The 25,702-nt window shown below is 65.4% G+C and carries 27 protein-coding genes and 1 pseudogene; 11 read left to right on the forward strand and 17 right to left on the reverse strand.

What is annotated here, in order from left to right; translation table 11 throughout:
• Window positions 1-187: 187 nt before the first annotated feature.
• From DEJ23_RS10725 to DEJ23_RS10735, 4 genes are all read left to right on the forward strand, one after another.
• Window positions 188-1,135, forward strand: coding sequence for an esterase family protein (locus DEJ23_RS10725; protein ID WP_181429220.1), 948 nt, complete (start codon window positions 188-190; stop codon window positions 1,133-1,135).
• A gap of 78 nt (window positions 1,136-1,213) precedes the next feature.
• A complete protein-coding gene (locus tag DEJ23_RS10730; RefSeq protein WP_111240255.1) occupies window positions 1,214-1,882 on the forward strand; it encodes a flavodoxin in 669 nt (222 codons plus the stop codon).
• Window positions 1,879-2,010: a hypothetical protein gene (locus DEJ23_RS15960; protein WP_258375447.1), complete on the forward strand. Its 132-nt coding sequence runs from the start codon at window positions 1,879-1,881 to the stop codon at window positions 2,008-2,010. The genes DEJ23_RS10730 and DEJ23_RS15960 overlap by 4 nt, the downstream gene beginning before the upstream one ends.
• Window positions 2,007-3,290: an FAD-binding oxidoreductase gene (locus DEJ23_RS10735; RefSeq protein ID WP_220034216.1), complete on the forward strand. Its 1,284-nt coding sequence runs from the start codon at window positions 2,007-2,009 to the stop codon at window positions 3,288-3,290. The genes DEJ23_RS15960 and DEJ23_RS10735 overlap by 4 nt, the downstream gene beginning before the upstream one ends.
• 79 nt (window positions 3,291-3,369) lie before the next feature.
• On the opposite strand, the gene DEJ23_RS10740 is transcribed toward DEJ23_RS10735, so the two are convergent.
• From DEJ23_RS10740 to DEJ23_RS15445, 3 genes are all read right to left on the reverse strand, one after another.
• Window positions 3,370-4,593, reverse strand: a complete 1,224-nt coding sequence (locus tag DEJ23_RS10740) for an FAD-dependent monooxygenase (RefSeq protein ID WP_220034217.1) — start codon at window positions 4,591-4,593, stop codon at window positions 3,370-3,372.
• Window positions 4,594-4,995: 402 nt separating this feature from the next.
• Window positions 4,996-5,430: a hypothetical protein gene (locus DEJ23_RS10745; protein WP_146240261.1), complete on the reverse strand. Its 435-nt coding sequence runs from the start codon at window positions 5,428-5,430 to the stop codon at window positions 4,996-4,998.
• Window positions 5,403-6,923: a hypothetical protein gene (locus tag DEJ23_RS15445; RefSeq protein ID WP_146240262.1), complete on the reverse strand. Its 1,521-nt coding sequence runs from the start codon at window positions 6,921-6,923 to the stop codon at window positions 5,403-5,405. Before DEJ23_RS15445 ends, DEJ23_RS10745 begins: the two co-directional genes overlap by 28 nt.
• A gap of 320 nt (window positions 6,924-7,243) precedes the next feature.
• On the opposite strand from DEJ23_RS15445, the gene DEJ23_RS10765 reads away from it, so the two are divergent.
• Together DEJ23_RS10765 and DEJ23_RS10770 are read left to right on the forward strand one after the other, a co-directional pair.
• On the forward strand, window positions 7,244-8,332 hold the full coding sequence (locus DEJ23_RS10765; RefSeq protein WP_111240261.1) for a hypothetical protein: 1,089 nt from the start codon (window positions 7,244-7,246) through the stop codon (window positions 8,330-8,332).
• A 129-nt stretch (window positions 8,333-8,461) separates the two neighbouring features.
• Window positions 8,462-9,256: a hypothetical protein gene (locus DEJ23_RS10770; RefSeq protein WP_146240263.1), complete on the forward strand. Its 795-nt coding sequence runs from the start codon at window positions 8,462-8,464 to the stop codon at window positions 9,254-9,256.
• A 195-nt stretch (window positions 9,257-9,451) separates the two neighbouring features.
• Here DEJ23_RS10770 and DEJ23_RS10775 read toward each other — a convergent pair whose 3' ends face one another.
• From DEJ23_RS10775 to DEJ23_RS10805, 7 genes are read right to left on the reverse strand one after another with little or no spacing between them, the layout of a single operon-like run.
• A complete protein-coding gene (locus DEJ23_RS10775; RefSeq protein WP_111240263.1) occupies window positions 9,452-10,480 on the reverse strand; it encodes a hypothetical protein in 1,029 nt (342 codons plus the stop codon).
• Window positions 10,480-10,725, reverse strand: coding sequence for a hypothetical protein (locus DEJ23_RS10780; protein ID WP_146240265.1), 246 nt, complete (start codon window positions 10,723-10,725; stop codon window positions 10,480-10,482). The genes DEJ23_RS10775 and DEJ23_RS10780 overlap by 1 nt, the downstream gene beginning before the upstream one ends.
• Window positions 10,722-11,573 carry an antitoxin VbhA family protein gene (locus tag DEJ23_RS10785; protein WP_220034218.1) on the reverse strand — a complete coding sequence of 284 codons (852 nt, stop codon included), beginning with the start codon at window positions 11,571-11,573 and terminating at the stop codon, window positions 10,722-10,724. The genes DEJ23_RS10780 and DEJ23_RS10785 overlap by 4 nt, the downstream gene beginning before the upstream one ends.
• Before the next feature lie 50 nt (window positions 11,574-11,623).
• Window positions 11,624-11,902 carry a hypothetical protein gene (locus tag DEJ23_RS10790; RefSeq protein WP_111240266.1) on the reverse strand — a complete coding sequence of 93 codons (279 nt, stop codon included), beginning with the start codon at window positions 11,900-11,902 and terminating at the stop codon, window positions 11,624-11,626.
• Between the two features lie 13 nt (window positions 11,903-11,915).
• A complete protein-coding gene (locus DEJ23_RS10795) occupies window positions 11,916-12,914 on the reverse strand; it encodes a hypothetical protein (RefSeq protein WP_220034219.1) in 999 nt (332 codons plus the stop codon).
• 10 nt (window positions 12,915-12,924) lie between these two features.
• Window positions 12,925-13,239 (reverse strand): hypothetical protein, encoded by a 315-nt coding sequence (locus DEJ23_RS10800; protein WP_111240268.1) that lies wholly within the window; start codon window positions 13,237-13,239, stop codon window positions 12,925-12,927.
• Window positions 13,232-13,834, reverse strand: coding sequence for a hypothetical protein (locus tag DEJ23_RS10805; RefSeq protein ID WP_146240267.1), 603 nt, complete (start codon window positions 13,832-13,834; stop codon window positions 13,232-13,234). The genes DEJ23_RS10800 and DEJ23_RS10805 overlap by 8 nt, the downstream gene beginning before the upstream one ends.
• Before the next feature lie 131 nt (window positions 13,835-13,965).
• On the opposite strand from DEJ23_RS10805, the gene DEJ23_RS15450 reads away from it, so the two are divergent.
• A complete protein-coding gene (locus tag DEJ23_RS15450; protein ID WP_146240268.1) occupies window positions 13,966-14,331 on the forward strand; it encodes a hypothetical protein in 366 nt (121 codons plus the stop codon).
• A 37-nt stretch (window positions 14,332-14,368) separates the two neighbouring features.
• Here the strand turns inward: DEJ23_RS15450 and DEJ23_RS16080 are convergent, their stop codons facing one another.
• Both DEJ23_RS16080 and DEJ23_RS10820 read right to left on the reverse strand, forming a co-directional pair.
• Window positions 14,369-14,662, reverse strand: coding sequence for a helix-turn-helix transcriptional regulator (locus tag DEJ23_RS16080; RefSeq protein WP_146240269.1), 294 nt, complete (start codon window positions 14,660-14,662; stop codon window positions 14,369-14,371).
• Window positions 14,659-15,339: a helix-turn-helix domain-containing protein gene (locus DEJ23_RS10820; RefSeq protein ID WP_111240272.1), complete on the reverse strand. Its 681-nt coding sequence runs from the start codon at window positions 15,337-15,339 to the stop codon at window positions 14,659-14,661. The genes DEJ23_RS16080 and DEJ23_RS10820 overlap by 4 nt, the downstream gene beginning before the upstream one ends.
• Before the next feature lie 733 nt (window positions 15,340-16,072).
• Here DEJ23_RS10820 and DEJ23_RS10830 point away from each other — a divergent pair.
• From DEJ23_RS10830 to DEJ23_RS16085, 4 genes and pseudogenes are all read left to right on the forward strand, one after another.
• Complete coding sequence (locus tag DEJ23_RS10830; RefSeq protein ID WP_146240271.1) at window positions 16,073-17,035, forward strand: hypothetical protein; 963 nt, start codon at window positions 16,073-16,075, stop codon at window positions 17,033-17,035.
• Window positions 17,032-19,164, forward strand: coding sequence for a Mu transposase C-terminal domain-containing protein (locus tag DEJ23_RS10835; protein WP_111240275.1), 2,133 nt, complete (start codon window positions 17,032-17,034; stop codon window positions 19,162-19,164). The genes DEJ23_RS10830 and DEJ23_RS10835 overlap by 4 nt, the downstream gene beginning before the upstream one ends.
• Window positions 19,161-20,264, forward strand: coding sequence for an AAA family ATPase (locus DEJ23_RS10840; RefSeq protein ID WP_111240276.1), 1,104 nt, complete (start codon window positions 19,161-19,163; stop codon window positions 20,262-20,264). Before DEJ23_RS10835 ends, DEJ23_RS10840 begins: the two co-directional genes overlap by 4 nt.
• Window positions 20,254-20,718, forward strand: a pseudogene (locus DEJ23_RS16085) (TniQ family protein); the annotation flags it as partial. The gene DEJ23_RS10840 and the pseudogene DEJ23_RS16085, both read left to right, overlap by 11 nt.
• Window positions 20,719-20,940: 222 nt before the next feature.
• On the opposite strand, the gene DEJ23_RS15965 reads toward DEJ23_RS16085, so the two are convergent.
• The 5 genes from DEJ23_RS15965 to DEJ23_RS10865 form a co-directional block, all read right to left on the reverse strand.
• Window positions 20,941-21,156: a hypothetical protein gene (locus DEJ23_RS15965; RefSeq protein WP_258375451.1), complete on the reverse strand. Its 216-nt coding sequence runs from the start codon at window positions 21,154-21,156 to the stop codon at window positions 20,941-20,943.
• 1,625 nt (window positions 21,157-22,781) lie between these two features.
• Complete coding sequence (locus DEJ23_RS10850; protein WP_111240278.1) at window positions 22,782-23,009, reverse strand: hypothetical protein; 228 nt, start codon at window positions 23,007-23,009, stop codon at window positions 22,782-22,784.
• A gap of 367 nt (window positions 23,010-23,376) precedes the next feature.
• The gene (locus tag DEJ23_RS10855) at window positions 23,377-23,895 is read right to left on the reverse strand and encodes a GNAT family N-acetyltransferase (protein ID WP_111240279.1); all 519 of its coding nucleotides are present in this window, start codon (window positions 23,893-23,895) and stop codon (window positions 23,377-23,379) included.
• A complete protein-coding gene (locus DEJ23_RS10860; protein ID WP_058728725.1) occupies window positions 23,892-24,287 on the reverse strand; it encodes a low molecular weight phosphatase family protein in 396 nt (131 codons plus the stop codon). The genes DEJ23_RS10855 and DEJ23_RS10860 overlap by 4 nt, the downstream gene beginning before the upstream one ends.
• Before the next feature lie 11 nt (window positions 24,288-24,298).
• Entirely contained in the window at window positions 24,299-25,696 is a 1,398-nt protein-coding gene (locus DEJ23_RS10865) for an FAD-dependent oxidoreductase (RefSeq protein ID WP_111240280.1), read from the reverse strand.
• Between the last annotated feature and the right edge of the window lie 6 nt (window positions 25,697-25,702).

Consider the following 25,702-nt stretch of genomic DNA (forward strand, 5'->3'; position numbering starts at 1 on the left):
CGTGCGCCGACGTCGCTGGTCCGCCGGCCGGAGGCTCCCCCGGATCTCCCGCCGAAAGCGCACCGAAAAGGGTGTACCCGGAGTCCCTCCTATCCCGTCCGCCTCGGAAATACGTTCGTCTCATCAGCTTCGACGAACGCAAGGAGACCGACGGATGCAGCAGACGCGGACAATCACAGTCGGGGCCGTGCTGAGCCTCGCCGTCCTGCTGCTCGCCGGCTGCACGGCCGCCGACAGCGGCGGTCGGACCGTTGCCGAGGTGACGGCGACCGGAGCCGAGCGCGCAACCACCGGCGACATCGACTCTCCGGCGGACGAACAGGGCACCGTCACGCGGGTCGACTACCCGACCGAGTACGACGGCGACGCGATCCGGAAGCACGCCCTCGTCTACACACCCGCGGGCTACGACCAGGACGGCACCGACCGGTATGACATCGTCTACCTCATGCACGGCGCCGGCGGGAACGCCGACAGCTGGCTCGGGCGAACCGGTGACGATCCCACCCGCTTGCAGAACCTGCTCGACAACATGATCGAGGATGACCGGATCGACCCGGTCATCGTCGTGACGCCGACGTTCTACCCGGACGACGACTCGAGCATGGACCTCCACTACGCCGGCGAGCTGGACCGGCAGTTCCACGTCGAGCTCGAGAACGACCTCATGCCGGCAGTGGAGTCCCGGTTCCGCACCTACGCGACGACCGCTGACGCCGACGGCTTCCGCGCGTCACGCGACCACCGCGCGTTCGGCGGGTTCTCAATGGGCGGCGTGACCACCTGGTACACGTTCATCAACGACCTCGACACGTTCCGCTACTTCATGCCGATGGCCGGTGACAGCTGGGCCATCGCCGACTCCGGCGGACTCGTCGAGCCCGAGCGCACCGCCGCGCAGCTCGACCGGGTCGCCCGCCAGTCCGGGTTCGGCAAGGGCGACTACCGCATCCTCGCTTCGGTCGGGGGCAGTGACGGCACGATCGGCCAGATGCAGCCCCAGGTCGACGAGATGCGGGAGTTCCCCGACAGCTTCGACGACAGCAACCTTCGCTTCACCATCGACGCGGGCGGCGGGCACGACGACGACTCGTTCCTCCAGCAGTTGCACACCTCGATTCAGCAGATCTTCTGATCCGTCTGTCCGCGAACACTCGGACGACGATCCAGCTCAACGGCCACCAGCCGCCCGACCCACCAGAAGGAGGACACCATGACCGCTCCCACCCGCCGAACGTTCCTCTCCCTGGCTGCCGTGACCGCCGTCGGCGCCGTCTTGGCCGGCTGCTCCCGCGGCAGCACGTCGACGGGCGAGGCGCTCGACGCCCCCATCGGGGGCGACCGCACGCTCGTCACGTACTTCTCCGTCCCCCTCACGGACCGTCCCGAGGGCATGGACCAGGACGAGGAGAACAGCACCCACGTCGTCGACGGCAAGGTGTACGGGAACGTCCAGTACCTCGCGCAGCTCATCGAGGCCCGGCTCGGCGCCGAGGTGTTCCGCATCGAGACCGCCGAGGACCTGCCGACGTCGTACCAGCCGCTCGCTGACCTCGCGCTCGAGCAGCAGGAAGCCGGCACGCGCCCCGAGCTCAAGGACGGGATGCCCGACCTCGCCGACTTCGACACGGTGTTCATCGGTTACCCGATCTTCTGGTACGACATCCCGATGCCGCTGTACTCGTTCCTCGAGCAGAACGACTTCTCCGGCAAGAACATCGTCCTCTTCAGCGTGCACGGCGGCAGTCAGCTCTCCGGCAGCGTCGAGACGATCACGGAGGCACTGCCCGACGCGACGGTGTCGACGAACGCGTTCTCGATCTCACGCGACGACATGGACGACTCCGAGTCGCAGATCCGCGACTGGCTGGACAGCCTGTGAGCCGCACGGTGAAGACGATCGTGCTCGCCGTGGTCCTGGTCGTCGCCTTCGTCGCACTCATCACCGTCAACCGCGCCCACATCCGTGAGGTCGGCGGCTTCGCATCCTCGGCCGTGGAGACACGGTGACGACATTCATCCGGCGGCTCGGCTTCTGGGCAGCGGCCGTCGTGTTCCCCCTCCCCCTCGTCATCGTCTACGACGTGTCCGCTCGCGAACCGGACATGCTCAAGTTTCCGATCGTCCTCGGTCTCACCGCGTACTCGTGGTGGCTGCTCGCCGTCCTGCTGAGCCTGCGGCCGCCGTGGCTCGAGCGGGTCGTTGGACTCCCGGCGATCTACGGTCTGCACGGCATGCTGGGCGTCCTCGCGGTCGTCCTCGCGCACTTCCACCGCACGAGCCTCTACGCCGGTGAAGCCCTCGCCATCTTGCTGGGCGACTGGAGCTTCTGGATCGCGCTCGGCGTCCTCTGCTGGTCCGTGTTCTTCATGAGCGGCTGGCTCGTCGACCGCGTCGCGCTGCTGCTCCGAGCCAAGCGCCTCGTCGAACCCGTCGTCCGCCACCAGGTGTCCGTGTGGGTGCACCGACTCAACCTCGTCGTCATCGCGATGATCTGGCTCCACGCCCACCTGCTCGTCCGGGTCAACCAATACTTCTGGTTCATGACCCTCCTGGACGCCTACACACTCGTCGTCCTCGCGCTCTACGTCTGGAAGAAGTGGATCGCCCCCGACGGGTACCTCAGCGGCAACGTAGTCGCCAACGCCGCCCTCGGCGACACGTCGCGGGAGATCACCGTGCGGCTAGACCGACCCGCCACGTCGCTCCGGCCGGGCGACTTCTTCTTCACCCGCTTCGAGACCCGGGGCGTCGCTCATCGTGACTGGCACCCCTTCTCGGTCACGGGCACCGACCAGTCCACGCTCACGTTCACGATCCGGCAGAACGGCGACCACACGAACCGGCTCGCGTCACTCCCCGACGGAGCCCGGGTGCGGTTCGAGGGCCCGTTCGGGCGCTTCGGCCGGACCGCGGAGCGGCATGACGCCGCACATCCTCTCGTCCTCATCGGCATGGGAGCCGGCGTCGCGCCCCTCATGAGCCTGCTCGAGGCACACCACACGACCCGTCCCGTGCACCTGCTCTGGTCGGTCCGGCGGGAGGCCGACGCGTACTTCCGCGACGACCTCGAGCAGCGCGTCGCGGCCTCGAACGGCCGCCTCGCAGTGACGATCCGCGTCGGTCGGTTCCGCCGGGAGGACCTCGCCGCGACGATCCCCCGCCGCGCGGTGCAGTCGGGTGCGTTCTTCGTTGTCGGTCCGAACGCCGCGGTCCTCGCGAACCAGCGCATGCTCCGTCGGCTGGGTGTGTCGTCCCGGCGCATCCACCAGGAGCGGCTCACGATGTGAGCCGACCGCATGACGGACGGGAGGCGCGGTGCCAGCTGGCGTCGCGCCTCCCGTCCGTCATGCGGTCCGGTCCACCGCCTCAGCTGCCGGCGAAGCTCCTGCTGAACCCCTGGCCGGACTCCACCATCCGCTGCACCGCCATCAGTCGTTCCGCCTCGTACCTGCGCAGCGCCGCGGGCACGTCCCCGGTACCGGCGCCCGCGAACGCGGTCCTGATCGACTCGGCGTCCTCGACGGACTCGTCGAACCCGGAACCCGTCATCGGAGTCGGGACGTGCGCCGCGTTGCCAACGAGGGCTAGCCGACCGTGCACCAGGCGGGTCGGGACGAACTCGGCGATCGGCGTGCCCGTCACTCGGCCGCGGCGGAAAGCCGCGCGGATGATCGCTGCCCACGGCTGCGGCCACTCGGCGAGTCCGGCGGCGACTTCGGTCACGAGGTCTGCTGGGATGTCGGCCGGACGGAGCGAGTGCTGCACCACGGTGCCTTCGACCACGCCCAGTCGACGCATCGCGGGGCCACGGTCAGCGTCGTAGAGCGCGAAGGACACGATCCGGTGCCCGGGCGCCGAAGAGCCGTCGTCGCCGGCGAAGGCGTGCGCGAAGAGGATGCCGCGGCCCCACTCCATCACGCCGTCGTCGCTCTCCGGGAGCCAAAGCTCCTCCGGGAGCTCCGCCTCGTGGAGGCTGCCGACCCACAGCAGGTAGCCGGCGTAGCGGGCATGGGATGCCTCCGGCGACACGCATGGACGGACGATGCTCCGATGACCGTCAGCGCCGATCACCAGCGCCGCGGTGATCCGCTCCCCTGTGGCGAGGTCCACCCAAGCCGAGTCGTCGGCCTGTCCGACGTCGACAACCGCGGCGCGGTCGCGCAGCTCGATCAGCGGGTCGGCAGCCGCGGCAGCGCGCAGCCGTCCATGGATCCGGAACCACGGCTCGACGGAGTGATCCCTGCCGCCCGACGCGACCTCGCGCAGACTCGGCGCTTCCGTGCCGTCGAAGCGCAGCATTGTTCGACGACGTCCGCGAGCGGCCCGGAGGAACGCCCCCTGGATGCCGTGGCGAACGGCGCGTTCGAGCACGGTGACGTGCCAGCCGTCGGATGCGAGTGCGAGCGCGGTGAGCAGCCCGGAGAGAGAACCGCCGACGACGATCGCCCTGTGCGATGAATCGGTGCGGTCAACGGTTCGGTCGGCAGTAGCGGAAGTTTCTGACGGTCTGATCGAGTGCATTGCACGATCAACGCTAAGCGTGTGACTCTTCTCTTGGGAGGGGCTTTGATTACCCCCTTCATAGTTCACGCGATCACCCGCCCTTCTCGCACGTCGAACCCGCGGGCTGTGCCACCACCGATGCACCCTCAAAGCGGAGCTTCACCCTGACGGTGTCGTTCCGGCTGAATCGTGTGCAAAGCGAACGATGATCATTCGGTCGATCACGTTCGTCTTTCGAAGCCGGCAGTTCTGGAGGTCACGAGTTGCCGGTTTGAGAGGGCGGGTGCGCTTACTGGGCATCAATCATCCCGACCCGTGGTTCACCGTGCAGTCGTCACTGCAGTGCCGTCGGCACCCCTCCGGGCTGGTGCTGAACGGCTGCTCAAGCAGGTTCAACCGTAGACCCCCGCAGAATTCAGCGCCGAACCCGGCACTGAGCCCTGGAGATCTTGCATCCACAGGACGAAGTGAACGTCCCGGCGAGGGGTCTTAGGCGATCGCCATCTCCGTGCCGTGTGCCACTTGTGTGGAGCTTTCGCGGTGCACATAGTAGAAGCTCTGCGGGATTGAGGGAGCCAGTTCGGACAGCGGACGCGGCTGACCGTACCGTATGGCCTTGTCCACGACGAATGCGACCGCGTTCACGGCGGAGGCGTAATACTCGCCGAAGCTGTGTCGGTCAATCACGCCTACTGCTCCGTATCGAGCCCAGATTCGCTCGGGAGCGTCGACGACGGTTTCCCTGATACGGAACTCACCGACGACCTTCTGAACTGGCGCGGTGGCGTAAATGACGATTGTCTCGATGTCATCAGCAAGCTTGCGCTTTCGGAATTCGACTTGCTTTGTTCCCTGAAGGATTGCGTCGGCGTATACCGGGTGAATCGCCATAACCGCTACCCGCTCAGTTGCTGAAGTATCCACGCTCGCCCTTCCTCGCTCGCAGCCCGTGTGATCGTCTGTGGTGGGCCGTTCAGGACGCCCATCGCCACGAGTTCGTCAAGTGACCACGCCTCGTCCAGGAACCGGTCCTGACGGAACAGAACCGCGATGACGCCACTCTGACACATGCGACTGACTTCCTCTGCCGTGTATACGGTGCGTCGTCCGACGAAGGAGAGCACGACTGACGGGTCGCTGCTTCGAAGGGTTTGCTCCACAACGCCGATCGCTCTGACCGCTCCCTGACCGCCTCGAGCTCCTGCCGATCGGTAGAACAAGATGACCGAACCAGCAGGGAGAGATTTCCGGGTCGAGTTGCTGAGGTACGCCTTCCTGAGCGCGTTGCCGAACGGTCGTATCTCGACGTTAGAGAACCCAGGGAGGGTGAGGGTTCCATCTAGGCTCGGACTGTCGGGGAACAGCCCCTCATACCAAGTCGGCCGGATAGGTATGACGAACACGTCACTCCCACTCGCGACGGCTGGAGGTCCGTAGCGAACGTGGTAGGTCAGCGGGTCCGTAGGTGCATTGGCGCCGGACCTGAGGTTCTTTTCAAGGACCCACTCGTCGTCGGTGCCAGGCAGTCGCCCCACATTGACGAAGCCAAACGTGTCAAGGAAACGCATCAGCACCTGCTTAGCGTCGTCATTGATGACCGTCACGAACAGCGCGTCGACGCGCTGAACATGTGCCCACTGCAACACCGTTTTGAGAAGGAGCTCCCCGAGCTTCTCTCCCTCCGCACGGTCGTCAACCTTGAAGGTTGAGATTTTCGTGAGTTGCCGTCCGGCCTCCAACGGGTGGTCATCGTCTCGTTTAACAATCGCGATCGCTCGATAGCCACCGGCTGCGTCTTCGACGATCCACACTCGACGAGATGGATCCGGAGCTACCTTGTTCCTAATCCAGCCGTCAAAGTCTGGGTAATCGCGTCGCAGCGAATCAAAAATCGGCTCATCGAGTCTCAGTTCGGCCGCCATCACCATCCGCACTTGCGGCGGCGCCGGTGGATCGTCCGGATGCAGCGTCCGGAGCAGCGCGAGCGCCTCCGCCGGCCGAAGGACCTGCTCCTCGAAACCCAGCCGGGTAGCCCGACGTATCAGTCGGCCGTCGTTCGTCACAAAGTGGGTTGCCGCCCCCGCGGTCACCGCAGCAAGCAGCCGGATGTCTCGCAGGTCGTTCGAGCCGGGCGGCGGGTTCCCTGCCGCCTCGATGAGTTCATCGGGGAGGGGGGGCTCGCCAATCCGTTCGTACTTTTCTAGCGCACGCAGGTTGGCTGCGCGATGCTCGGGGTTGACGGTTTCACGGAGGTCGTCGAAGTTCGCCGGATGAACAACAACATGATGACCGTGTTCCCGAGCGAGGCGAAGAAACTGCGCAAGCGTGGACCGGGTTGCCTCCTCGCTTCCGTCGAACGGCTCGAGAGCGATCACCGCGTTCGTGTCAAGGAGGAACCGCAGTCGTGGCGCAACCATGCCGTTCCCTCCGTCTGGACCTGATCCGAACGTAGCCGACGCAGAGGCGTTCTCGATGATCCTCCTTCGTGCGAGTTGCGGAGCCGCAGAAGCACCATCGGCGGATCAGAATTGGAGCCACGTGCTATTACCCCGATGCGGCGCGGGCTAGCGACCGGTCGCCCTCCTGCCTCGAGCTCCTCGCACCAGCTCCGTCATTGACGCTGCTGCCGGTACAGGTTCGGTATGGCCGTGACCCTACGATCCGATGTTTGTCAACTCGTCCTACAGTGCGATCAGAGAATCGCGCGGCCGCGTTCGATCAGACATAAGCTACATGGATGTATCTCGGCATACGACCGGAAGGCGTTGCGCTCACGTCGGAGCAAGCGAAGTTGCTCGATGATGAGTTCTTCCTCGCGAATCCGCTTGAGCACTTCACGGCCAGGATTCATCTCCTCCTTAGCTCGGAGTTAAATGCCCCGACGAGGAGCACCCATCCCAAGTTCTTCGAGGCCCTTGGGCTGGCGGGCGTCGACACACTTCCCACCGAGAAGCAGCGACAGGACGTGCACCGCGCGATCGACGCTGTCGTGCTCCGCCACCAGTGCGCGGAAGCGTTGGAGCGGTTTCTCTACGCTCTCACCGCTGCTCGACCACGAGGCGACGATGCTCAGTGCACCTGGTTAGCGGTCGCCGACAGCCCTGCCGGCATGCACGCAGTTGCTACAGCGACCAAACAGGCGTTTGACGAGGACGAGCACCTCCTCCTCAAACTCCTCTACCCCGCCGGGACGGTGATCACCGAAGAACTTGCATCCGGTTGCACAACGGCGCTGGCCTGGATCAACCACGCGACTCACCTTCTCCTCGATGACGAACTACCCGTCAACGCTGCATACAACAAGCTCAAGCACGGTCTCGCGGTGACAACACGAGATGACGTTCGGATTGAACTGATCACGACTGAGCCCAGCGCGGACGGCACCGTACCGCTCAGCGCCTTCGGCGAAGGGCGGTCTACGCCGATCTTCGACCGGCCACTGGTCACTTACCTCACCCGTCCACGCACCAAAGGGAAGCAGCCACAGGCAGGTGTCGAAGCGATCACGTTGCGCATCGACGTCCCGACGGTCCTCGCCGAAACCTGGATGATGGCGAACATCTACGCGACCCTTTTTCACATGGCAGCGGTCAGACATCACAACGGTGCTCCGCCGGAAGGGATTGCTCCGCGACCCGCTCTCGTCGTCGATCGCACCCCCGACAGGGTTCTTCGAGGTCAACCACTCGGGTATCGCAGCCCGGTCACCCTGCCCCGCGACGAGATAGCATCCACTCGTCCGGAAGGCCTCGCTTTCGCCGGTCAGTTCATCCCCATGAGGATCGACCTGAGTAGCCGACGCCGAGGACGCATCGTGGAGGGCTAGAAGCCGTACCCGCGGCGCCAGCAGCTCGCTCGGCCAGCCGGCGCCCCCGTCGCAAGTGACAACTTCCCGACTCCTACTGACCCTGATTGAGCCTCCGGGGATGTCGCTCCCCGTGAGTAGCGTGTGACCATGCTTCGCCAATTCAGCTACCTCAACACGGCGCTCCTCGGTCAGTTCATCAGCGCGTTAGAGGGCGGTCAGGTCGGTGCCCGTTCGCAACGTGACACCACGAAGCGAGACCGCTCAGCCGGAGCCAACCTACGTGTTGCGCATGGCGAAGGGTCGAACGGCTCTGAGAGTGAGACACAGCAGGAGTTCGTTGACACGCCCGCCGCGCAGTTCGACCGTCTCCTGCGTTTCGCGGCTGCGGATCCCGACGCGCTGCATTGGATCGATGTCTCCCAGCCGGACCTCGAGTTCGCCAATGCAACACGAGGCGCGATGGTGTCCTGGGATTGCGAGGTGTACACGCCTGAGATTGTCCAAACATTCGGTGCGTCGAGTGGCACGGGAGACCTCCTGCGCACACTGGGTCAAATGATCCCGGCCGCGCAGCAACTGGGGCTCGACATGGAAGGGGTTCCCGACCAGGGCACCGTTCAAGCAATGGGTAACTTCATGGACGCCGTTGATATCGATCAAGTGATCGTCGGCGATAGAGACGACACCGCCTGGAAGATCATCGCGAAGGTGCTCCCCACCCACACGCTGGAGCCTGTCGATGGACCGCTGCAGCTGGTGGGGAAGGTCCGCCGCGTTGTTCCTGCTGGCACCTGGCACCCTCTGGTGAACCTCCCGGGTACTGCAATGGGCTCGCGCGAGCAGCGGCGGGCGCAGGCACGGCAAGCGCCAGCACCTGGGCAGGAGAAGAACTACCTCGAGGGTCCCGCAGTTGAACTGGATCTGCTCGCCGCGTTCGCCTGAGTCGTGGGGTTGTTGGCTGTCTACCAGTTCAATCCAGGGCGACGGGCCGTTGGGGCTAGCCGCTCGGTAAATCTACCGACATCGGGGTAGCTCCCGCGCATCGACGAAGGCGCAGATCCGGGAACCGACGTCACCGTCGCAGTCCAAATGGGTGACTTGCGCTCGATGAATACGCTTGGGCGTTGTGCGAGCACGTCAACTCGGCAGGTTGTGACGGAGGTCGTAGCCGGTGTCGGCCAGGAACTGCAGCCGGTCTCGTACTTCTTCAAGCGAGGCCGCGTCGTGATCGTTACGCATGTCGGCGCGGAGGAGCGTGTTCGCAGTGATGAAGTCGTCGGTGCGGTCCGTGTAGCCGGCGGCGGCTGCGGTGAGGAAGATCGTGGGATCGGCGGGCCGGATGAGTTCGCTGCCGGCGAAGCCGATCGTGTCTGGTTCGAAGCCGAGCGCTGCCATGTCGACCTCCTCCTCGGTGAACGCGACGACCCGGTAGGGCATCTCTCGCTTGCTGATGGCGGGGTAGCCGGGCCGGTCGGAGATGGCACGGCCGGAAATGCGGCAGCCCGCGTCCATGAGCCGCTCCGCTTGCTCGACCAGCGGCAGGTCTGACGTCCACCGGGTCCTGACACCTCCCGGTCCGGGGTAGCAGGCGATCGCGAAGTCCACGAGACCGCCCACCTGGCGCGACTCCCACCCGATGTCGGTGCGGTGCACGCGTTTCCCTAGACGTGCGAGAGCGTCGTCAACCTGCCCTGCGGTCAGCCCTGCCCGCACGAGCTTGTCGAAGGTGGCGCCGTTGACCGCGAGCATCCGTGCGACGGCAAAGGTGATGTAGATCGGTGCGGCGTCCTTCCAGCGCTCCTGCACGCCGAGGATCTGTCTTCCGTCGACCCAGACGCGGCGCTGGTCGACGTCGACCAGCAGCACGGTCGTGGTCTGTTCCGCGAGTGCGATCTGCGTCGTCGTCACGGTCCGCGGCGCCAACAGGAGCAGTTCCGCGTCGTCCGGGTCGTCGTCACGGGGGCGTTGAGTGCTTGTTGGGAAGCGTGCGCGGCGGCCGTCGGCGAGGCGGATCGTGTCGTGCGACTCCACGACCGCGCGAAGCCCCGCCATTTTCAGGACCGCTAGAGCGTTGGTGAGGTCGGTGGTGTCGCCGAGCCCGTACGGCATCGTGATCTGCGGCCGACCCGCGTATGCGGCGGCGACCCATTCGAGCCCGGGCCCCACTAGCTGCGCTCGTCTCGGGTGTCGGGTTGGGTGAGGGCGATGAGCCAGCGGGTTTCTTCGAGAAACGGTTCCCATCCGTCGCGGGGGTCGCCGTGGGCTGGTTCGCAGATGTTGCCGGTGTCGGTGCTGCGGATGATGACTTGCCGCAGCTCGGAGCTGGGTGGGTCGCGGAAGAACACGTGCCCGTGTACGCCGGTGACGTCGTAGGCGATGTTGAGGAGGAACAGGTCTGGCCGGCTGGTCATGGTCGCCACCGTCGTCCGCGGAAGAGGGCGATGATCGTCGTTAGCGGTCGTCCTTCCCGCATCCAGTCCAGTGGTGTCAAGACTCGGTCGTCGACGGTGAGGAAGTCCAGGGGCGTGGTCATGAACTCGGTCATCGCGGCAGCGTCGAGGAGCGGCTGCGGTGCTGCAGCGTAGAGGACATCGAGGCCGGGCAGCAGTGACGACGGATCACCGAACTCGGGGAGTGCGGGCTTCACGAGCTGCCAGTCGGGGATACGTTCTTCGCCGTCGAGGTCGAAGCTCGTCAGCCGGCACGAATCGAACAGCTCCCCGACCTCGTCGATGCTGATCTGCAGGGCCGCAGCAACTTCCGGCTCCGTGAGGGTCGTGTTAAGCAGGTTCCGGCGGATGCGGGCTTGCGTGGTCTGCCACCAGTCCTCGGGCACGTCCGCCGGGCCGACGGCGCTCGGTCCGGGCGCGCGGGGGATCTGTCGGCCTTTGTCGGCGTACGCGGACAGCTGTTCGCGGGTGACTTCCCCTCGGGCGTACATCCACAGCTGCGACTGCCACGGCATGTCGTCCGGGAACCCCTCCAAGTAGCCGGAGTGGATCACCGCCCGGACGGCTTTCTCCCGTCGTGCGATCTCGGAGGCGGGGATGAGGAGGGTCTGCACGATCCGGTTCGCTTCCCGTACCGCCGGCACCGTCAGGTCCGACAGGACCGTGTTTGTCCTGTCGTAGAGCTCGTACCCGGGCTCGACGTCGACGGGGCGGACGAGGATCTGCGCCAAGTGTGCGTCCGGGTTCTCGGTGTCCTCGAGGAGGACATGCCCCCAGAGGATCCGGTCGTTCGACAGGTGCATGGACACCAGACGCATCATCAGCAACTACCTCCAAAGTTGGGCATGAGAAGGGCGGGTTAGGGCTGGGGGAAGTCGGCGCGGGTGCGGCCGAGGCGTTCGGGTGTGTAGCGGAGGAGGAACCGCATGATGCGTTCCGCTTCGACCATCGCCGGCACCGTCGGAGCCTGACTGTCCGGGTCGACGTTGGTGAGGCGGAACCAGGGAGGTTCGTCGGCGTGGTCGATGAGGACCGTGGCCGGCTTGTCGTCCGGGTGATCCGGGTCGGTGAACATGACGGAGCCGAAGAAGCGGGTGTCGTCGTATGCCAACGTGAGGGACAGCAGCTGCAGCATCATCGGGCTCGCCGGGTCAGCTTCCGCTGGGGTGCCAGCGGAGGTCGTGGGCGAGGTCGGACTGGAAGTGCAGCAGCTGCCGCAATCCGTTCACTGCATCCATGTTCGCGGTAACCCAGCTGTCTTCGTACAGGACGTGCGCGGTGATGAAGTCGTTCGTGCAGCACCCCTCAGCGCTGCTGAGGACGGTGGTGTCCTGTGGGATGACGACCGACACCGTCGCGTCATCCGCCGCCGCAGGCTCGTAGCCGAGCGCCTGCATGTCCGGGTGGTCGGCGAAGAGCGCAGTCAACCGGTCCGGGGGAACGAGCACCCCGGACTGCTGCGCCGCCCACCGGTCCGACATCACCCCACCCAGCCCGATCAGCTGATCCGCCTGCGCATCGATCGTGTCGTTCCGTCGCCAGCAGGTGCGGACTCCGCCATAGCCTGGGTAGGCCGCCAGGGCCCAGTCGACCAGGACGGGCCGGTCGGCGGCTTCCCACCCGATGGGCGTGTGGAACACGTGCGGACCGAGGGCCGACATGGCGGCGCGGACTTCGCCCATGGGGATGCCGGTGCGGTCCGCGATCGCGTGCGTGCCGCCGCCGTGCATGACGACGCTGCGGGCGATCGCGAACACGGTCCGCCACCCCGGGGTCGCTTTTCGCTGCATCGACGTGCCATGCACCTGCCGGCCGTTCGCCCACACGCGCCCGCGTTTCCCGTTCACGACCACGAGGTCCGGGTAGCGGCGGACCAGTGACAGCACCCCGCCCTCGGACCCGCCCGGCAGGAGGATCACATCATCCACACGGCTCTCGGCACCGTCGTCGCCGTCGGTCACGGTGGTAGTCGGGTCCGGGGTGGCGAGGAACGCGGCGCGGCCGTCGTCGAACCGGAGCCGGTCGAACGCCTCCACCCGTGCCGGCATCCCGGCAGCCGCGAGGGCGGTGAGCGTCTGGGTGATGTCGATCGTGTACCCGAGCCCAAACGGCAACGACAAAATCGACTGTTCGCGCCGAATGTCCTGCACCCACCGCCGATCAGACATCAGCCGACCCCACCGCATCCGCACGACGCCCCACCGCGCGAAGCTTCACCAGCACGTCCATCACCTGCGTCGCCGATTCCAGGAGCGGGTCAGCAGGGTCCGTCAACGGTGCTCCGTTGAGGAGCGTGAACACCCGCTCGTCTTCCGTGGTGCGGACGTTGACGGTTCGTTGCAGAATCTTCGGCCCGGTGGAGTTCGCGAACGTCATACCCGCCACCGTCGGCCAGATCACGGCGTCGAACTGCGCCGACAACGACAGCAGCCGCAACGGAACCGGCTCGAACCGCGGCGCCCGACGCTCAGGCATCGTCAGCCAGCCGTGGGTCGTCCTCCGACAGACGCTCCAAGCCCAGTCCTGAGGCGTCGAGGATCGCGTTCTCCGACTCTTCGGTAGCGACGAACGACCCGATCTGCGCGTTGATCGCGACAAGAGTCCCTATCCGACTCCGTGCGTCCAACACGACCGCGGTGACCTCCTCCTCCGTGCAGTTCGAGGTCAGTTCGGGCTTCGACGGGTGAAGGGCGGGGAACTCGAGCTGCTGCACGGGCGGGTGCCACTTGACGCCGATGCGGAGCATCCGGCCGTCCTTGTCGTTGCGGTAGAACATCGACCCGAACGGGTGACCCATGTCGAGGGTGAGGTCCGCGCCATGAAGCGTCCACCCGGTCGCCGCGTAAGCCGGATCCCACCGCTGAACTATGAGCGAGCCGATACCCATCGTGAGACCGGAGATGAGGGCCTGGTCTTCTCGCACTTCGACGAGGAGAGCTTCCAGGTCGGGCTGGTTGACCCCCCGAAGGTCGGACAGTGAGATTCGAGACAGTCTCTGGCCGGACCCTGACTGCAGCCGAGACTCCGGACGCCTGTTCTTCGGGACGAAGGGCGAGTCGTGGTCGCTCACGCGCGGGCTGTCCCAGGTAGCTGCGACGCCACTCTGGCGGTGGCAGCGCAGCTCGGCATTGAATGCTGTGGTGCACTGGTCATAAGACACTCCTTCTAGCAACGTACGGCTAGGTGGATAGTGTACTGTCCATGACGGACGATTGGCCAGGGGAGCTTCACGTGACCCACGGGCGTGGCTTTCAGCGCTTCACCGGTTGGCTCGACGGTTTCGTCGTACCGAACGGAGTGCGACTCGAGTTCGTTGATCTCGGGCGACGCTGTGATGTGCACGTCGTTCGGGGAGGGCGAGCAGTGACGGTGGTTGCGGACCTCGCGTTGGGGTGGGCGCTCGTGGAAGACGGCATCGACGATGGCGAGTTGATGGCGCTGGCAAGCGCCCTGCTCGCGCGGCGTAGCGCGGTGTGGGCAGGGAACCGAACTAGGGCTGCGGACGAGAGTCCTCTGTGGGCGATTGCCGCCTTAGTTCCGAGCGCGAGATGGGTGACGATCGGTTAGATCCCGCGGCGCGGACGCCGGATCCGGAGAGTTGCTCTCAGTCGTGGTCGGAAAGAACGCGCCCGGGCCAAAGGTCGGTTGCGAGAGCTCGCTCGAGGCGAGCAATGGTTGAGAGGGTCGGCCACGCCTTCCCGGCTAGGAGGTTGTTGAGGGTGCCATGGCTGATGCCGGCCCGTTCGGCGAGAGACCGAGCTGTCTCTTGTCCCATGGCTGCACGGACCCGCAAGATGAAGCGCCGATCCACTTCTGCGATCGGGTCGGACGCGGCTTCATGTGGCCAACCAGTCGGGGAAAGGTCGACAGGAGCGCGACGCTGGTGGCTCTCTGTCACCGCTCAAGCGTATGGGACGCCTCGGCCTTGGAGACCGTTTGCTTCTCGATCTCGTCGTGTTCAGGATCGGTAAGGCATGTCCATGCCATCACTGGTCCCTCGACGGGCGTGTGGCGACGCAGGCCATCGGAAGGGAGCGTCCACAGCAGCTCGGCTCGTTCGCAGTCAGGAGCAAGGCGGACGGCATGACTTTCGTAGGGAGCGACAGTGAGCACGGCGGAATGGGCCTCGATCCGGTGCTCTGTTCTGCCCAGCGTCACAACTACTGCCCCGGAGAGCACGCTGACGAACTCCTCGCCCGCGTGGATACACGTGTGAGGCTGAGATGCCTGACGCTCCATTGTTAGAGCGAAGAGTCGGTCACGCCGGCCAGAAGGAGTCAGTGCCCGCCAATGTCCTTGAGTATTTGACCATTCCTCACGGGCGAGGAAGGGGGAGGGGGGCGACGATCTGTCGATCAGGTCATCGATCGATACGCCGAGCTCTCGCCGCAGCTTGACAATGTGCTCTTCTGTCAGCGTGAGCTTGCCTGCTTCGATCCGTGTCACCACGGACGGGTCGCGCTGTAGGCATGCCGCAACCTCCCGCACGCTCCATCCAGCGTCTTCTCGTAGCTGTTTGAATGCGCGCCCGAGGCGTTCGCGTTCGTCCCCACGCACCTTGTGGAAATCGATCATGCGAGCACAGTACTCAGTGCGCCTGGCGCATCGGATCGTGCGCGACCCGCCGCAACTGGTGTTCCGGAAGAGCTTCGCCTTTACAGTGGCGGCGATCCGGTGCACACGACAGGGTGTGGCGCGGTAACTAGACTGACCTCGAGCACGCTGAAGGACGGCCAACTCGGCCGTGCGGGCGCTCCCGGGAAGTTGCGCCGCGTGCTCCCTGCAGTCGAAGAGTGGGTCTCACGTCCGAGCGAGCGTTTCGCGTCGGATCGTTTCACATGCCCGCGAACTTGGCAACCGGATCCGACGTTCACGCTGACGATCGGAACTGAACCGCGATGCCCACTCCCCCGACCCGCCGCCTTGGCAAGCCCCGCAAGCACCCTCCGGAGGAGGCGGTCGCGCGCGTGCTCATCGAGCAAGTGCGTCGAGCTGATGAGCGTATCCAGGAAGCCATCGAGGAACGCGCGAAGCTCGCCCTCGCCGCTAACGACGCCGGGCTGAGTACGACCCGTCTTGGTAGCGAGATCGGCGTCGGTCAGACGACGATCGCGAAGTGGATTCGTGAGGCTCGCGCAGCAGACGAGCGTAGTTCTAGTGAGTAGCGACTGGTTGCTAGATGCCTGTATAGGCGGTACGGTGAACTCGAGCAACCGAGCCTCCATCGAATGGGGTCGGTCTGTGCTTTCACTGGTCTGATCCGAGGAGCTGACGCGGGGCGGTTCTTCGCGGGAGAAACGCGTTCGCGATGCAAGCTATCGAGCAACTGCAGACGATCCCGCTCGAGGTATCCCCGGGTCGTGAAGTTGAGGACTGGCACGCGCAACGGTGGCTTCCGCAGCGCTCCCAGAGTTCCGACATCGAACTGCGCGCCCTACTCGAGCGGTTTAGAAGCGAGACCCGTCGATCGCCCGGAGTGCGAGCGCGGCTGAACCGTCCAATCGGTGCACCGAAGCAGAGCACCCCACTGCCGCCGCAGCCGACGGGACCTCATCTCGATTACGTGATCGCGCTTGGGCGGCGGACCAGTGTGACCCGGCAAGCGGAAGCCGTCACGCTCGCCGACCTCGTCTTCGCGCACCCTCGACGCGACTTCTCGAGGCGGCCGCATCAGCATCATCACCCCATCGCGCAGTACGCAGGCACCGTTGGCGATCTGGTCATGTGCGAGTCTCAGCTAGAGCGTGCCTTCGTGCTCCTGGCCGATTTCACTCCGACGGTCTTGCACATCGTCAGTCAGCCGCTGACGATCATGTTCCGTGTCGGATCGCAGATTCGATGGCATACGCCAGACTTCTGTGTCCTACGTTACGGGGCACCGCCTCTCGTGGTCGACGTCAAACGACCTGAGCAAGCGCTCGTCGTTCGAACCCAGGAGCGGCACTGGCTGGTGGCTGAGGCCCTAGCTGCTGCAGGTATGCACTACCTCGTGTGGACCGGGCTGGCCGAGCCGGTCGTCGCCAACCTCAGCCTCCTCTCGCGCGCACAAACGCCGATCAGCGGAGAACGGCGCAATGTCCTCCGTGATGTGACGGTCCAGTGGGTTCTCGACGGGCCTCAAACCTTCGAAAGTCTGGCCACAGCGCTCACGCGTGAACACTCCGTGCCAGATCTCGCGGCGAAGACCTTTCTGCGCGAACTCATTTGGCAGCGTCAGCTGCGCATACACATGCACCACTTCCTTCTGCCCGAAAGTGAGGTCTGGGCATGAGCCTGCACGAGAGCCAACCGCGCCCGGCTGTTCGAACCATGGCCGTTGGTACGCGGCTTCAGTGGTTCGGGCACGACGTCCACATCGGTCGAATCGGCGTCTTCGAAGTAGATCTCGTCTCCGTGAACGGCGCACTGCTCGGGACCGCACCGATCAAAGACGTCCTCGTCGCCCTACAACAACCCGGCTCCAACACACAGCTGTGGCGCGATCAAGATCCCGCTGAGATACTCCGCGACGACGCGGCGGCACTGCAGGAGTATCGCGAAAAATACGACATCATCCACCGACTCCTCACCGGCTTAGCAACTGACGCGCCAGCTGGCGCTGTACCCCGCCCCGAGCAGGACCCGAAATACGCGAAGCTACCGAAACGAATGCGAGCTCTTGCCGAGCAGCGCTACCGGGACCCACGGGTGAAAGGCCGCCGGACGGGAACGACCGTCACGCTCGAGTCGGAGCTGACCTACATTCGCCGCACCTATCGCAAGTGGCTCGAGAAGGGGCCGATGGGGCTCGTGCACGCGTCCCGGCTGCGCGCACGGGACCCGATGGACAACCCAATTCGGGCGGCAGTTGCTGAGTTCATGACATCACAAGTGAAGGGCACCAAACGCACGGCCCAATCGTGGGCTCGTCTGTTCAGGGCGTGGGCGCAGAAGGAGCGGGCCGATCTTCGCCTACCGGAGGACGTCACGCTTGCGGACTACATCTCGGCATGGGTGCGAGCGCGAGACCATGCCGGCGGAACGGCGAAGAGTCAACGATCTGCAGCGAACAGGCCTGCGATGTCGCCACGGCTTCGCGTTGCTACGCGCGCGGGGGAACTTGTGCTGTTCGACACCACGAAGGTCAACGTTTGGGTGCGGAACCCGGAGGGATCCGGCTTGGTTCGGCTGGAGCTGACGGTAGCTCTTGACCTCTACTCACGAGCGATCGTCGGTATCGCGCTTACCCACACGACACCAGCGCAAGCAATAGCCCTCTGTCTCGCCGACGTCATCGTGCCCAAGGCGCAGGAAGCGCTGGAGGAGTGGCGCGGCGATCCGCCGACGCCCTATGTCGGTTGCCCGGCGGAGCTTGACTTCTTCGCCCGAATCGAAGACCCGGATGCGCGAGGATTCCTGCCGGAAACCGTACATACAGACAATGGCAGCGCCTACGTATCCTCAACCATGGTGGCGCTCTGTGCCTACTTCCAAATCTCCTATGAGCAGTCCCGTGCCTACACGCCGACCGACAAAGCGCAGATCGAGCGGGTGTTCCTCACGATCAAGCAGATGCTCGAAGAGCTACTTCCCGGCTTCCTCGGCGGAAGCACTGACGACCGTGGCGAGGGCACCGAGCGCCACGCGACACTGACTCCCGGCGACTACGAACTCGCCGTCCGGAGATTCGCCTACGTCTACAACCGCCGTGTCATGGAAACGCTCCACACGGAGGACGATCCGTACACCGCCATGAGTCCGATGGAAATGTTCGAGTACTCCTTGCGCCGCCACGGGGCGATTCGGCTGCCGGCCCACGCACTCGACCCCATCCGGCTGCTCCCGTTCTCCGATCTCGCCGTCGATGCTGGGCGAGTGTTCTGCCGTCGGCTGTACTACCGCAGTCCCGTGTTGGCGGAGATCGCCTCCGACCCACTCGCCGTCAACGATGCTCGTCAGCTCCGCATCTACTACGACCCGACAGATATGCGGCAGGTCTACGTCTTCGACTCCGCGGGACGGTGCCACGAGATCCCCTGGAAGGATCGGCAGCCCTGGACGCGCCGGTTCGGTCTCTACTTCGCGGGACAGGTTCGAGAGCGCCTGGTCGCCGAACACCTCGACCCGGAAGCCGTTGGCACCCTCCTCAACGAGATCATCAACCGATTCGATCGCGATGAACTCCTCGAACCGCCAGCGCTGCTGAGCACATCAGAGCAGGTCATGCGGCAGGCAATCGACCCCGTCATGCGGCGATTCCGCGAGCGATTCCAGGTGCCCTCGCCTGTCTCGCCGAAAGAGATCCGGACAACTAAGGGCAAACGCCAGCAGGCCCCGGCGACGCCTCCTGTCCGCGTGGAAGCCGTCGCGCCTGCCACCACTCGTAAGGCCATCGAGCCGCTGCCCATCTGGACACCGTGAAGCAGACCCGCCCCGCGGAGCCATGGCTCGACTTGCTCACCGACACCGATCGCGACTTCATCGCCGCCGTCCGCGGTGAACTCATCCCAGACCCCGGCCTGCTCACCATGCGTTCACTGCGCGCCCTCTCGGATCTGGATCGGGAGCGCTACGCCATGAGGCGCACTAAATGGCACCGGCACTTCCCCATCATCCGACTGTCGTCGCGTGAGCAAATCTACGAGCAGTTCGAGGTGGACCGCCGCGAAGACGAGTGGTCGCGAGGTGACTACGCGGAAGGGCATCCTGTCAGCGTGCTGGACGGACCGCCCGGAGTGGGCAAGTCCACTTTGCTTCGAGCGGAGATTGCAAGCTCGCTTGCCTTGGCCGCTCGGACCCGATGGCTCGACGAAGACGAAAAAGTCGCTCAACCAAGCACCAGCTACCGACATGTTCCGACGTACCAACCGGTCATCCGATTCCGCCACACTTCCGCAAATACTGTCCCGACGATCGTAGCGGGACTACTCGGGAAGCTGGGCCGACCAATCGGGCCACGGCCACACGAGAGCCTTGCGCTGGCGTTGAAGGAATGCCGCACGTCGCTCATCGTCTTTGACGAGGTGCAGCGCGTGAACTTCGACCGGAAGACTGGGCAACATGTCCACGGGCTTCTTCGAGAACTCAGTGAAGGCCACAGTCGACTGATTCTCGCTGGAAACGACGCTAGGTGGATGCTCGAACGGCCGAAGATGTTCGGCGCGACGTTCGGAACGGATGCTTCTGCTGACCGGTGGATCGTCCTTAGGGTCAATCCCCTTGGGTACGATGATGAAGGTCAACAAGTAGAGTGGCGTCAATTCCTTGCGGCCATTGAGCGCCGCGTCCGACTTTGCGACTTGCCGGAGCAGGGATGGCTGTCCGAGGGGCTTGCTGACTACCTGTACGCCCTGTCCGAGGGGCGCTTCAACACTCTGCTTGGAGTCCTGAAGCGTAGTTTCGTCCGAGCGATCGCAGATGGGTCAGAACATGTCGACCGCGCGCTCCTGGAACGAGCACGTATCGAATGGACGCGTGAGCAGAACCGTCTATCACGTACGGCAGAGCTCGATGACGACTGATGAAGGCAGGTCCCGCACGCTCTCTGAAATCCCGCAGGTCCTTGGAGTTCAGGTGAAGCTCGGGCCGGGCGAATGGCTGCAGACGGCGATCAGTCGCTGGGCGTACGAGATGCGATCGTCACGAGGCGAGCTTCTCGACTTCTTCGGGCTGCGCGGCCTACCGCACAACGAGCTGATTTCGCTCGGGAATCACGCCCAAGAGGATGTCATCGAACGCATCGCTGTGTCCACGCGCCTGGCGACCGCAGCTTTGCGGGGCTCGCTGATGAGTAGTCTGAATGGCAAGGCGCTCATCATCGACGACACAACGGAGCGAGCGGCGCACAGCATCGCCCGTCGCAGTCCCCTGGCAAGGCTGGCGGGCACCCGTTATTGCCCTGCCTGTCTGAGAGAGCAGTCCGGCGTGTACAACCTGACGTGGCGTCTGCACTGGTCCTTCATCTGCCCAATACACAGCTGCCTCCTTCGCGACACATGCCCGGACTGCGGCCGCACTCCTGCAGACGACCGGAGCAAGACAACCAGGAGCTTCGATCCCGACACTTGCCGCAACCGACTTGATCCGAGCAGTCGATTCAGTTTCTGTGGATTTCCATATCCAGATGACATCGTCGAGTCGGTCGACCCCGAGGGGCGACCGGCGAAGGCGCAACGACTGATTCTCGACCACATCGGCTCACCAGGCGGGGCCCTCGAGCTGCTCAACAATCTCCGCTCCATCGGTGCCGCTTTGCGCGCGACGGGCAACACCGGCCGGATAGCGCGCCTCGCGAACCTGGAACCGGCAGAACTTGAGGGGATGATTGATCATGAGGAGCACCCCGGCACAACAGCACCACTCGACGCTTTCGCGATGAGCGCTCTCACGGCAGCAGCAGTAGAGATACTTCACGCTCCGGACGAGATCAGCGCAGAACGTATACGGATCACCACTTTCGAGCGCCCAGTCGGATATGCGCCCGCATCGGTGCATCTAGGTCCTGGATCTGCCCGAGACCTCATAGCGCACTACCCGGGGGCGCAGCAATCTACGACGCTTCGACGTGCGATTCTCCGGGCACACGACCGTGACCTGTCCGCTACGCAGCGCATCGTGTGGGGCAGCACCTTGACGAGGGCGGTACGAGACAAGTACCCAGAACTCGCAAAGCCGACACCAGTGGAGTGGTTAGCGCAGAACGTGCCGCGCAACTTTTGGCCGTCTTGGACCGCCCGGTTCGACGGCGACTCGGGAACCAGCGAGGGAGCTCTGGCTCGGGCTCTTCGTTTCGTTCTGCTCCACACCGACTCTTGGGAACAAGCTGACCTGTCCCGAGGGCCACGCCACCTGGGGCAGGTGAGGGACAGAGGCATCCTTCCCGCCCTTGGTGAAGGTCACGCTCTGACACAACGCCTGGCTGGCATTGGGCAGCTGCGACTCGTAATGGAAGCATCGCCGTCCCCAATCGATTACTACGCGCGCACACGGTTCCCCCTGCGGCAGTTGCTAACTCCAGCCGCATGGAAGCTCGTGGCAGATCGCGCAGGGGTGCCTACTGGCGGCCGTATCGGACTGGCATGTGCTCGGTGGTACCTCTCGAACCGCGTGACAGGCGTTCGAGAACCCGGGCGAGGTGCGCCCTCGACCGCCGAAGCCGGGGAGACATACACGATCTTCCGTTTGAGCATGACGGTCGAGCTGCAGCGGGAGCTCGATGCGCACGCGGGCGCAGTTCTCCGCTCCTTAGACCTACATGGCCCCGTTACTTGGTCGCCCCCTTTGATCGAGCTGCCGCTGGGCAGCCCAGGGCGAGAACTCAAGGACGTCAATCTCGCGCTCCTACACGAACTACTGCGATCTGGAGAACGACAGCAACGAGTTCTTGCCGGCGAGCTCGGAGTCAGTCCTCGGCGCGTGCTCTGGGCCGTCGACGAGCAGCCTCCAGGCGCGCAGTGACTATGGAACAGCTCCCTGCAGACTGAGTGCCTGAAGTGGACGGCCCTGCCCGAAACGTTCAGGCAGGTGCGCCGCCCGGGCATCGGACGGAAGGTCTAGGCGTCTTCGAGGCGCTCGAGTTGAACACGGACAGTTTCGGTCGCCGACGCCGCGGACAACTTCCAAGCCAAGTCCGTGCAAGACGGGCCATCCGTCGGACAGAATCGGTGCGCTCTTCACAGTGTCGTCCGCCAGCTAACTTGTCCAACTGCCACACAACGTGTCCTGAAATACAGAGTTGGACAGGTTGCTTGGCAGCGCGGACAGCCACGTCGACTAGTGCCAGGCTCAGCCCTCGAGAGTCGGGAGGCGTCCGTATGGCGTGCGTGGACTGAGAAAGTCCGCGGACCACCTATGTGAGACAGGGTTCACTCCAGAGCAGGGCGTGGGAGTCCGAAGCCCCCACAGGCATCTCCTGGCTCACGGGCGGATCGCCTATCGAGACGTCGACCAACCGCCTGATTCTCATTGAGGGCACCCCAATCGAGACGCTTGCGGGCAGAGCTCTCCTTCCCGAATGAGGGTTGGCGTTTCTTCGGCGGCTACTTCTTCCCGAGGCGGGCTCGTCGCAGTTCTGCGACGATGTGTGCCCGCTCCGGGTCCTTGGCCAGCGTGCGGTCGTCGACGACGTCCACGATGTGCTTGATCAGCTCCACGACCTGCTTGCGCAGGAGGAAGCCGAGCACGGCGAGGACGACTGTGATGACGCCGGTCAGGATGGTGCCGCCGAAGGCCGTCGGCATGTCCACCGTGGTGTCGGTGATGGGCATGATCCCTCCTTCGGGTTTGGCCGTGTGGCCAGCCCGCTCGTTGTGAGCGGGGGTCTAGAGCGTCGGTAGCCGACGCGAGCGCCCGATGGGCGTGTAGTACCCCTATGCGCGGAGCGGTCGGCTTGCTGTGCTCGCGCGTTGAGGGCATGGAAAAGGCCGGCCCTGATGGGTCCGGCCTGTTCGTGGTGCTCGGGTGCTGCGCTGAGGGCAGAGTCGTCTCGAGCGGTTCCAGCCTACGGTTCGGGCCGGATATGACGAAAGCCAGTCCGATGGACTGGCATTCTGCGCGCAATAATGACGCGTGCCACAGCGTAGCGGGTTTTGGAACGTACCTGCAAGCATGCGGATCGGAGCGTGCCGCTCCCGCTCAGGAGCCGGCGTGCGGGCTTCGGCGTTCGACGAGGACGTTGTCGCGCCACTGTCCGTCCCAGGGGCCGAACGTCATGAGGCCGATGCGTTCGCGGGTGCCGAGTTCGCGGAACCCATGTCGGGCGTGGAGGGCTCGGGAGGCGGTGTTCTCGGGGAAGATTCCGGACTGGATGGTCCAGATGCCGGCGACCTCGGTCGACGTGACCAGGGCGTCAAGGAGCAGATGTCCGACGCCGCGGCCACGCGCTGCGGCGCCGACGTAGACGGAGTGCTCGACGACGCCCCGGTACACCGGCCGGGTGGAGGTCGGAGAGACCGCCACCCAGCCGAGAACCGCGTCACCGTCGGCTGCGACGAACCGGTGCTCGGGCAGCTTGCCGGCGTCGAATGCTTCCCACGTTGGCGGTGCCGCCTCGAACGTTGCGTTTCCGGTGGCTATGCCCTCCCGGTAGATCGCTTCGACGGCGGGCCAGTCCGCGGCGGTCATCGGCCGCACGAGGACCGTGGGGTCGGTCATGGGTGCAGGAGCTCGTCCTGGATGCGTGCGGCGACGGCGTCGCGCATGGGGCGGACGTCGTCGGGGGACCAGGAGTCCGGGTCCGGGAACGACCACTGCAACACCTTCCCGCGGGGCGTCGCGGGCAGGTCGAGGCCGGGCTTCATCAGGACGACGACGTCGGCCTGATTCAGCAGTTCGGGGGTGACCTTCCGCGGGGTGCGGTCGCTAATGTCGAGGCCGAGTTCCGCGACGGTCGCGGCGATCGACGGGTTCACCTCGTCGGCGGGGGCGATCCCGGCAGAGGTGGCGGTGTAGCGGTCGTCGGCGGCGAGTTCGAGGAGGGCTGCGCCGAGTTGGGAGCGGCCGGCGTTGTGCTTGCAGATGAACAGCACGGTGGGCTTGTCGGTCATGTGGGTCCGGTTTAGTTCGTGCAGCAGGAGCTGCTGGCGGGCGGAGCGGCCGGGGCGGGTGCGGCGCAGCAGGACGAGCCTTCGGCCGCTTCGTTCGTGGCGGGAACGCCGCAGGAGGATGAGCCGCCAACATCGGTGGTGCAGACGCCGGTTTCGGGGAGCACGAGCTGCACGTCGCGGGCGGCCTGGTGGTCGCCGGCGAGTTCCGCGGCGATGGAGCGGACCTGCTCGTAGCCGGTGAGGAGCAGGAACGTGGGGGCGCGGCCGTAGGACTTCATTCCGGCGATAAAGAAGTTCGGTTCCGGGTGCGCCAGTTCCGCGACGCCGTGCGGCGGAACGGAGCCGCAGGAGTGCAGGTTCGGGTCGATCAGCGGTGCGAGCGCCCGCGGTGCTTCGACAATGTCGTCGAGGCCGAGGCGGATCTCGCGGAGCATGTCGAGGTCGGGCCGGAACCCCGTCGCGTTCACGATCACGTCTACCGTCACCGCGAACGCCTCACCGGCACGGCGGCCGGTGACGGTGACCTGGTCGCCGTCCAGGCGGACGTCGTCGATCTCGAACGAGGCAAGCTGCTCGATGTGCCCGGACTCGACGAGGCCGTGCACGTTGGAGCCGAGCTGCCCGCGGGCGGCAAGCCCATCGGCGGCGTCCGCGCCGAGGCGGGCGGTGCCCGCGTTCCGGATCGCCCACAGCAGCGTCGTATCGGGCACGTCCTTCGCGAGGGCGGCGAGCTTGATGAGCGTGTTCGCTGCCGAGTGACCGGCCCCGACAACGAGAACCCGCTTCCCGGCGAACCGTGCCCGGTCCGCGCCGAGCACATCGGGGAGGGCGTGCACGATGCGGTCGCCAAGGTCGGCGGCGGGGGCGAGGCCCGCGGCAGTCAGCGGGTTCGGGGACGTGTACGTGCCGGACGTGTCGACGACGGCGCGGGCGGTGACGTCCTCGACGCCGTCCGCGGTGTGGAGGCGGAGGAGGAACGGGGTGTCGGCGCGGCCGGCGGAACGGGTGCGGTCCATGCCCTGCCGGGACACCGCCTCGACGCGGACCCCGTACCGGATCACCGATGCCAGCTCCGGCGTCTGAGCGAGAGGTTCGAGGTACTGGGCGACGAGGTCGTTGCCGGTCGGCAGCGACGACCGGCGCGGCTCAGTCCAACCGGTGGGTTCGAGAAGCCGGCGGGCGGCGTCATCGATGACGTACCGCCACGGGGAGAACAGCCTGGTGTGCCCCCACGCCCGGACGGACGTGCCGACCTGGTCGCCTGCTTCGTAGACGACGACGGGCAGACCCTGCTCGAGCAGGTGCGCGGCCGCGGCGAGCCCGACGGGGCCGGCGCCGATGACGGCGACGGGCAGCCCGGTCAAGCGGTCCGCGTCGGCTCGGGGTGGGACGGTGAGGGTGAGCGTCATGGGGGG

The sequence above is a fragment of the Curtobacterium sp. MCSS17_008 genome (assembly GCF_003234185.1).
In the GTDB taxonomy this organism is placed as follows: domain Bacteria; phylum Actinomycetota; class Actinomycetes; order Actinomycetales; family Microbacteriaceae; genus Curtobacterium.

What these genes read in the sequence shown, in the direction of transcription:
- DEJ23_RS10730 (WP_111240255.1), top strand. Translation starts at nt 1,214, where the DNA reads ATGACCGCTCCCACCCGCCGAACGTTCCTCTCCCTGGCTGCCGTGACC.
- DEJ23_RS15445 (WP_146240262.1), bottom strand. Translation starts at nt 6,923, where the DNA reads ATGGTTGCGCCACGACTGCGGTTCCTCCTTGACACGAACGCGGTGATC.
- DEJ23_RS10765 (WP_111240261.1), top strand. Translation starts at nt 7,244, where the DNA reads ATGTATCTCGGCATACGACCGGAAGGCGTTGCGCTCACGTCGGAGCAA.
- DEJ23_RS10770 (WP_146240263.1), top strand. Translation starts at nt 8,462, where the DNA reads ATGCTTCGCCAATTCAGCTACCTCAACACGGCGCTCCTCGGTCAGTTC.
- DEJ23_RS10780 (WP_146240265.1), bottom strand. Translation starts at nt 10,725, where the DNA reads ATGACCAGCCGGCCAGACCTGTTCCTCCTCAACATCGCCTACGACGTC.
- DEJ23_RS10790 (WP_111240266.1), bottom strand. Translation starts at nt 11,902, where the DNA reads ATGATGCTGCAGCTGCTGTCCCTCACGTTGGCATACGACGACACCCGC.
- DEJ23_RS10800 (WP_111240268.1), bottom strand. Translation starts at nt 13,239, where the DNA reads ATGCCTGAGCGTCGGGCGCCGCGGTTCGAGCCGGTTCCGTTGCGGCTG.
- DEJ23_RS15450 (WP_146240268.1), top strand. Translation starts at nt 13,966, where the DNA reads ATGACGGACGATTGGCCAGGGGAGCTTCACGTGACCCACGGGCGTGGC.
- DEJ23_RS10820 (WP_111240272.1), bottom strand. Translation starts at nt 15,339, where the DNA reads ATGATCGATTTCCACAAGGTGCGTGGGGACGAACGCGAACGCCTCGGG.
- DEJ23_RS10830 (WP_146240271.1), top strand. Translation starts at nt 16,073, where the DNA reads ATGCAAGCTATCGAGCAACTGCAGACGATCCCGCTCGAGGTATCCCCG.
- DEJ23_RS10835 (WP_111240275.1), top strand. Translation starts at nt 17,032, where the DNA reads ATGAGCCTGCACGAGAGCCAACCGCGCCCGGCTGTTCGAACCATGGCC.
- DEJ23_RS10850 (WP_111240278.1), bottom strand. Translation starts at nt 23,009, where the DNA reads ATGCCCATCACCGACACCACGGTGGACATGCCGACGGCCTTCGGCGGC.
- DEJ23_RS10855 (WP_111240279.1), bottom strand. Translation starts at nt 23,895, where the DNA reads ATGACCGACCCCACGGTCCTCGTGCGGCCGATGACCGCCGCGGACTGG.
- DEJ23_RS10860 (WP_058728725.1), bottom strand. Translation starts at nt 24,287, where the DNA reads ATGACCGACAAGCCCACCGTGCTGTTCATCTGCAAGCACAACGCCGGC.
- DEJ23_RS10865 (WP_111240280.1), bottom strand. Translation starts at nt 25,696, where the DNA reads ATGACGCTCACCCTCACCGTCCCACCCCGAGCCGACGCGGACCGCTTG.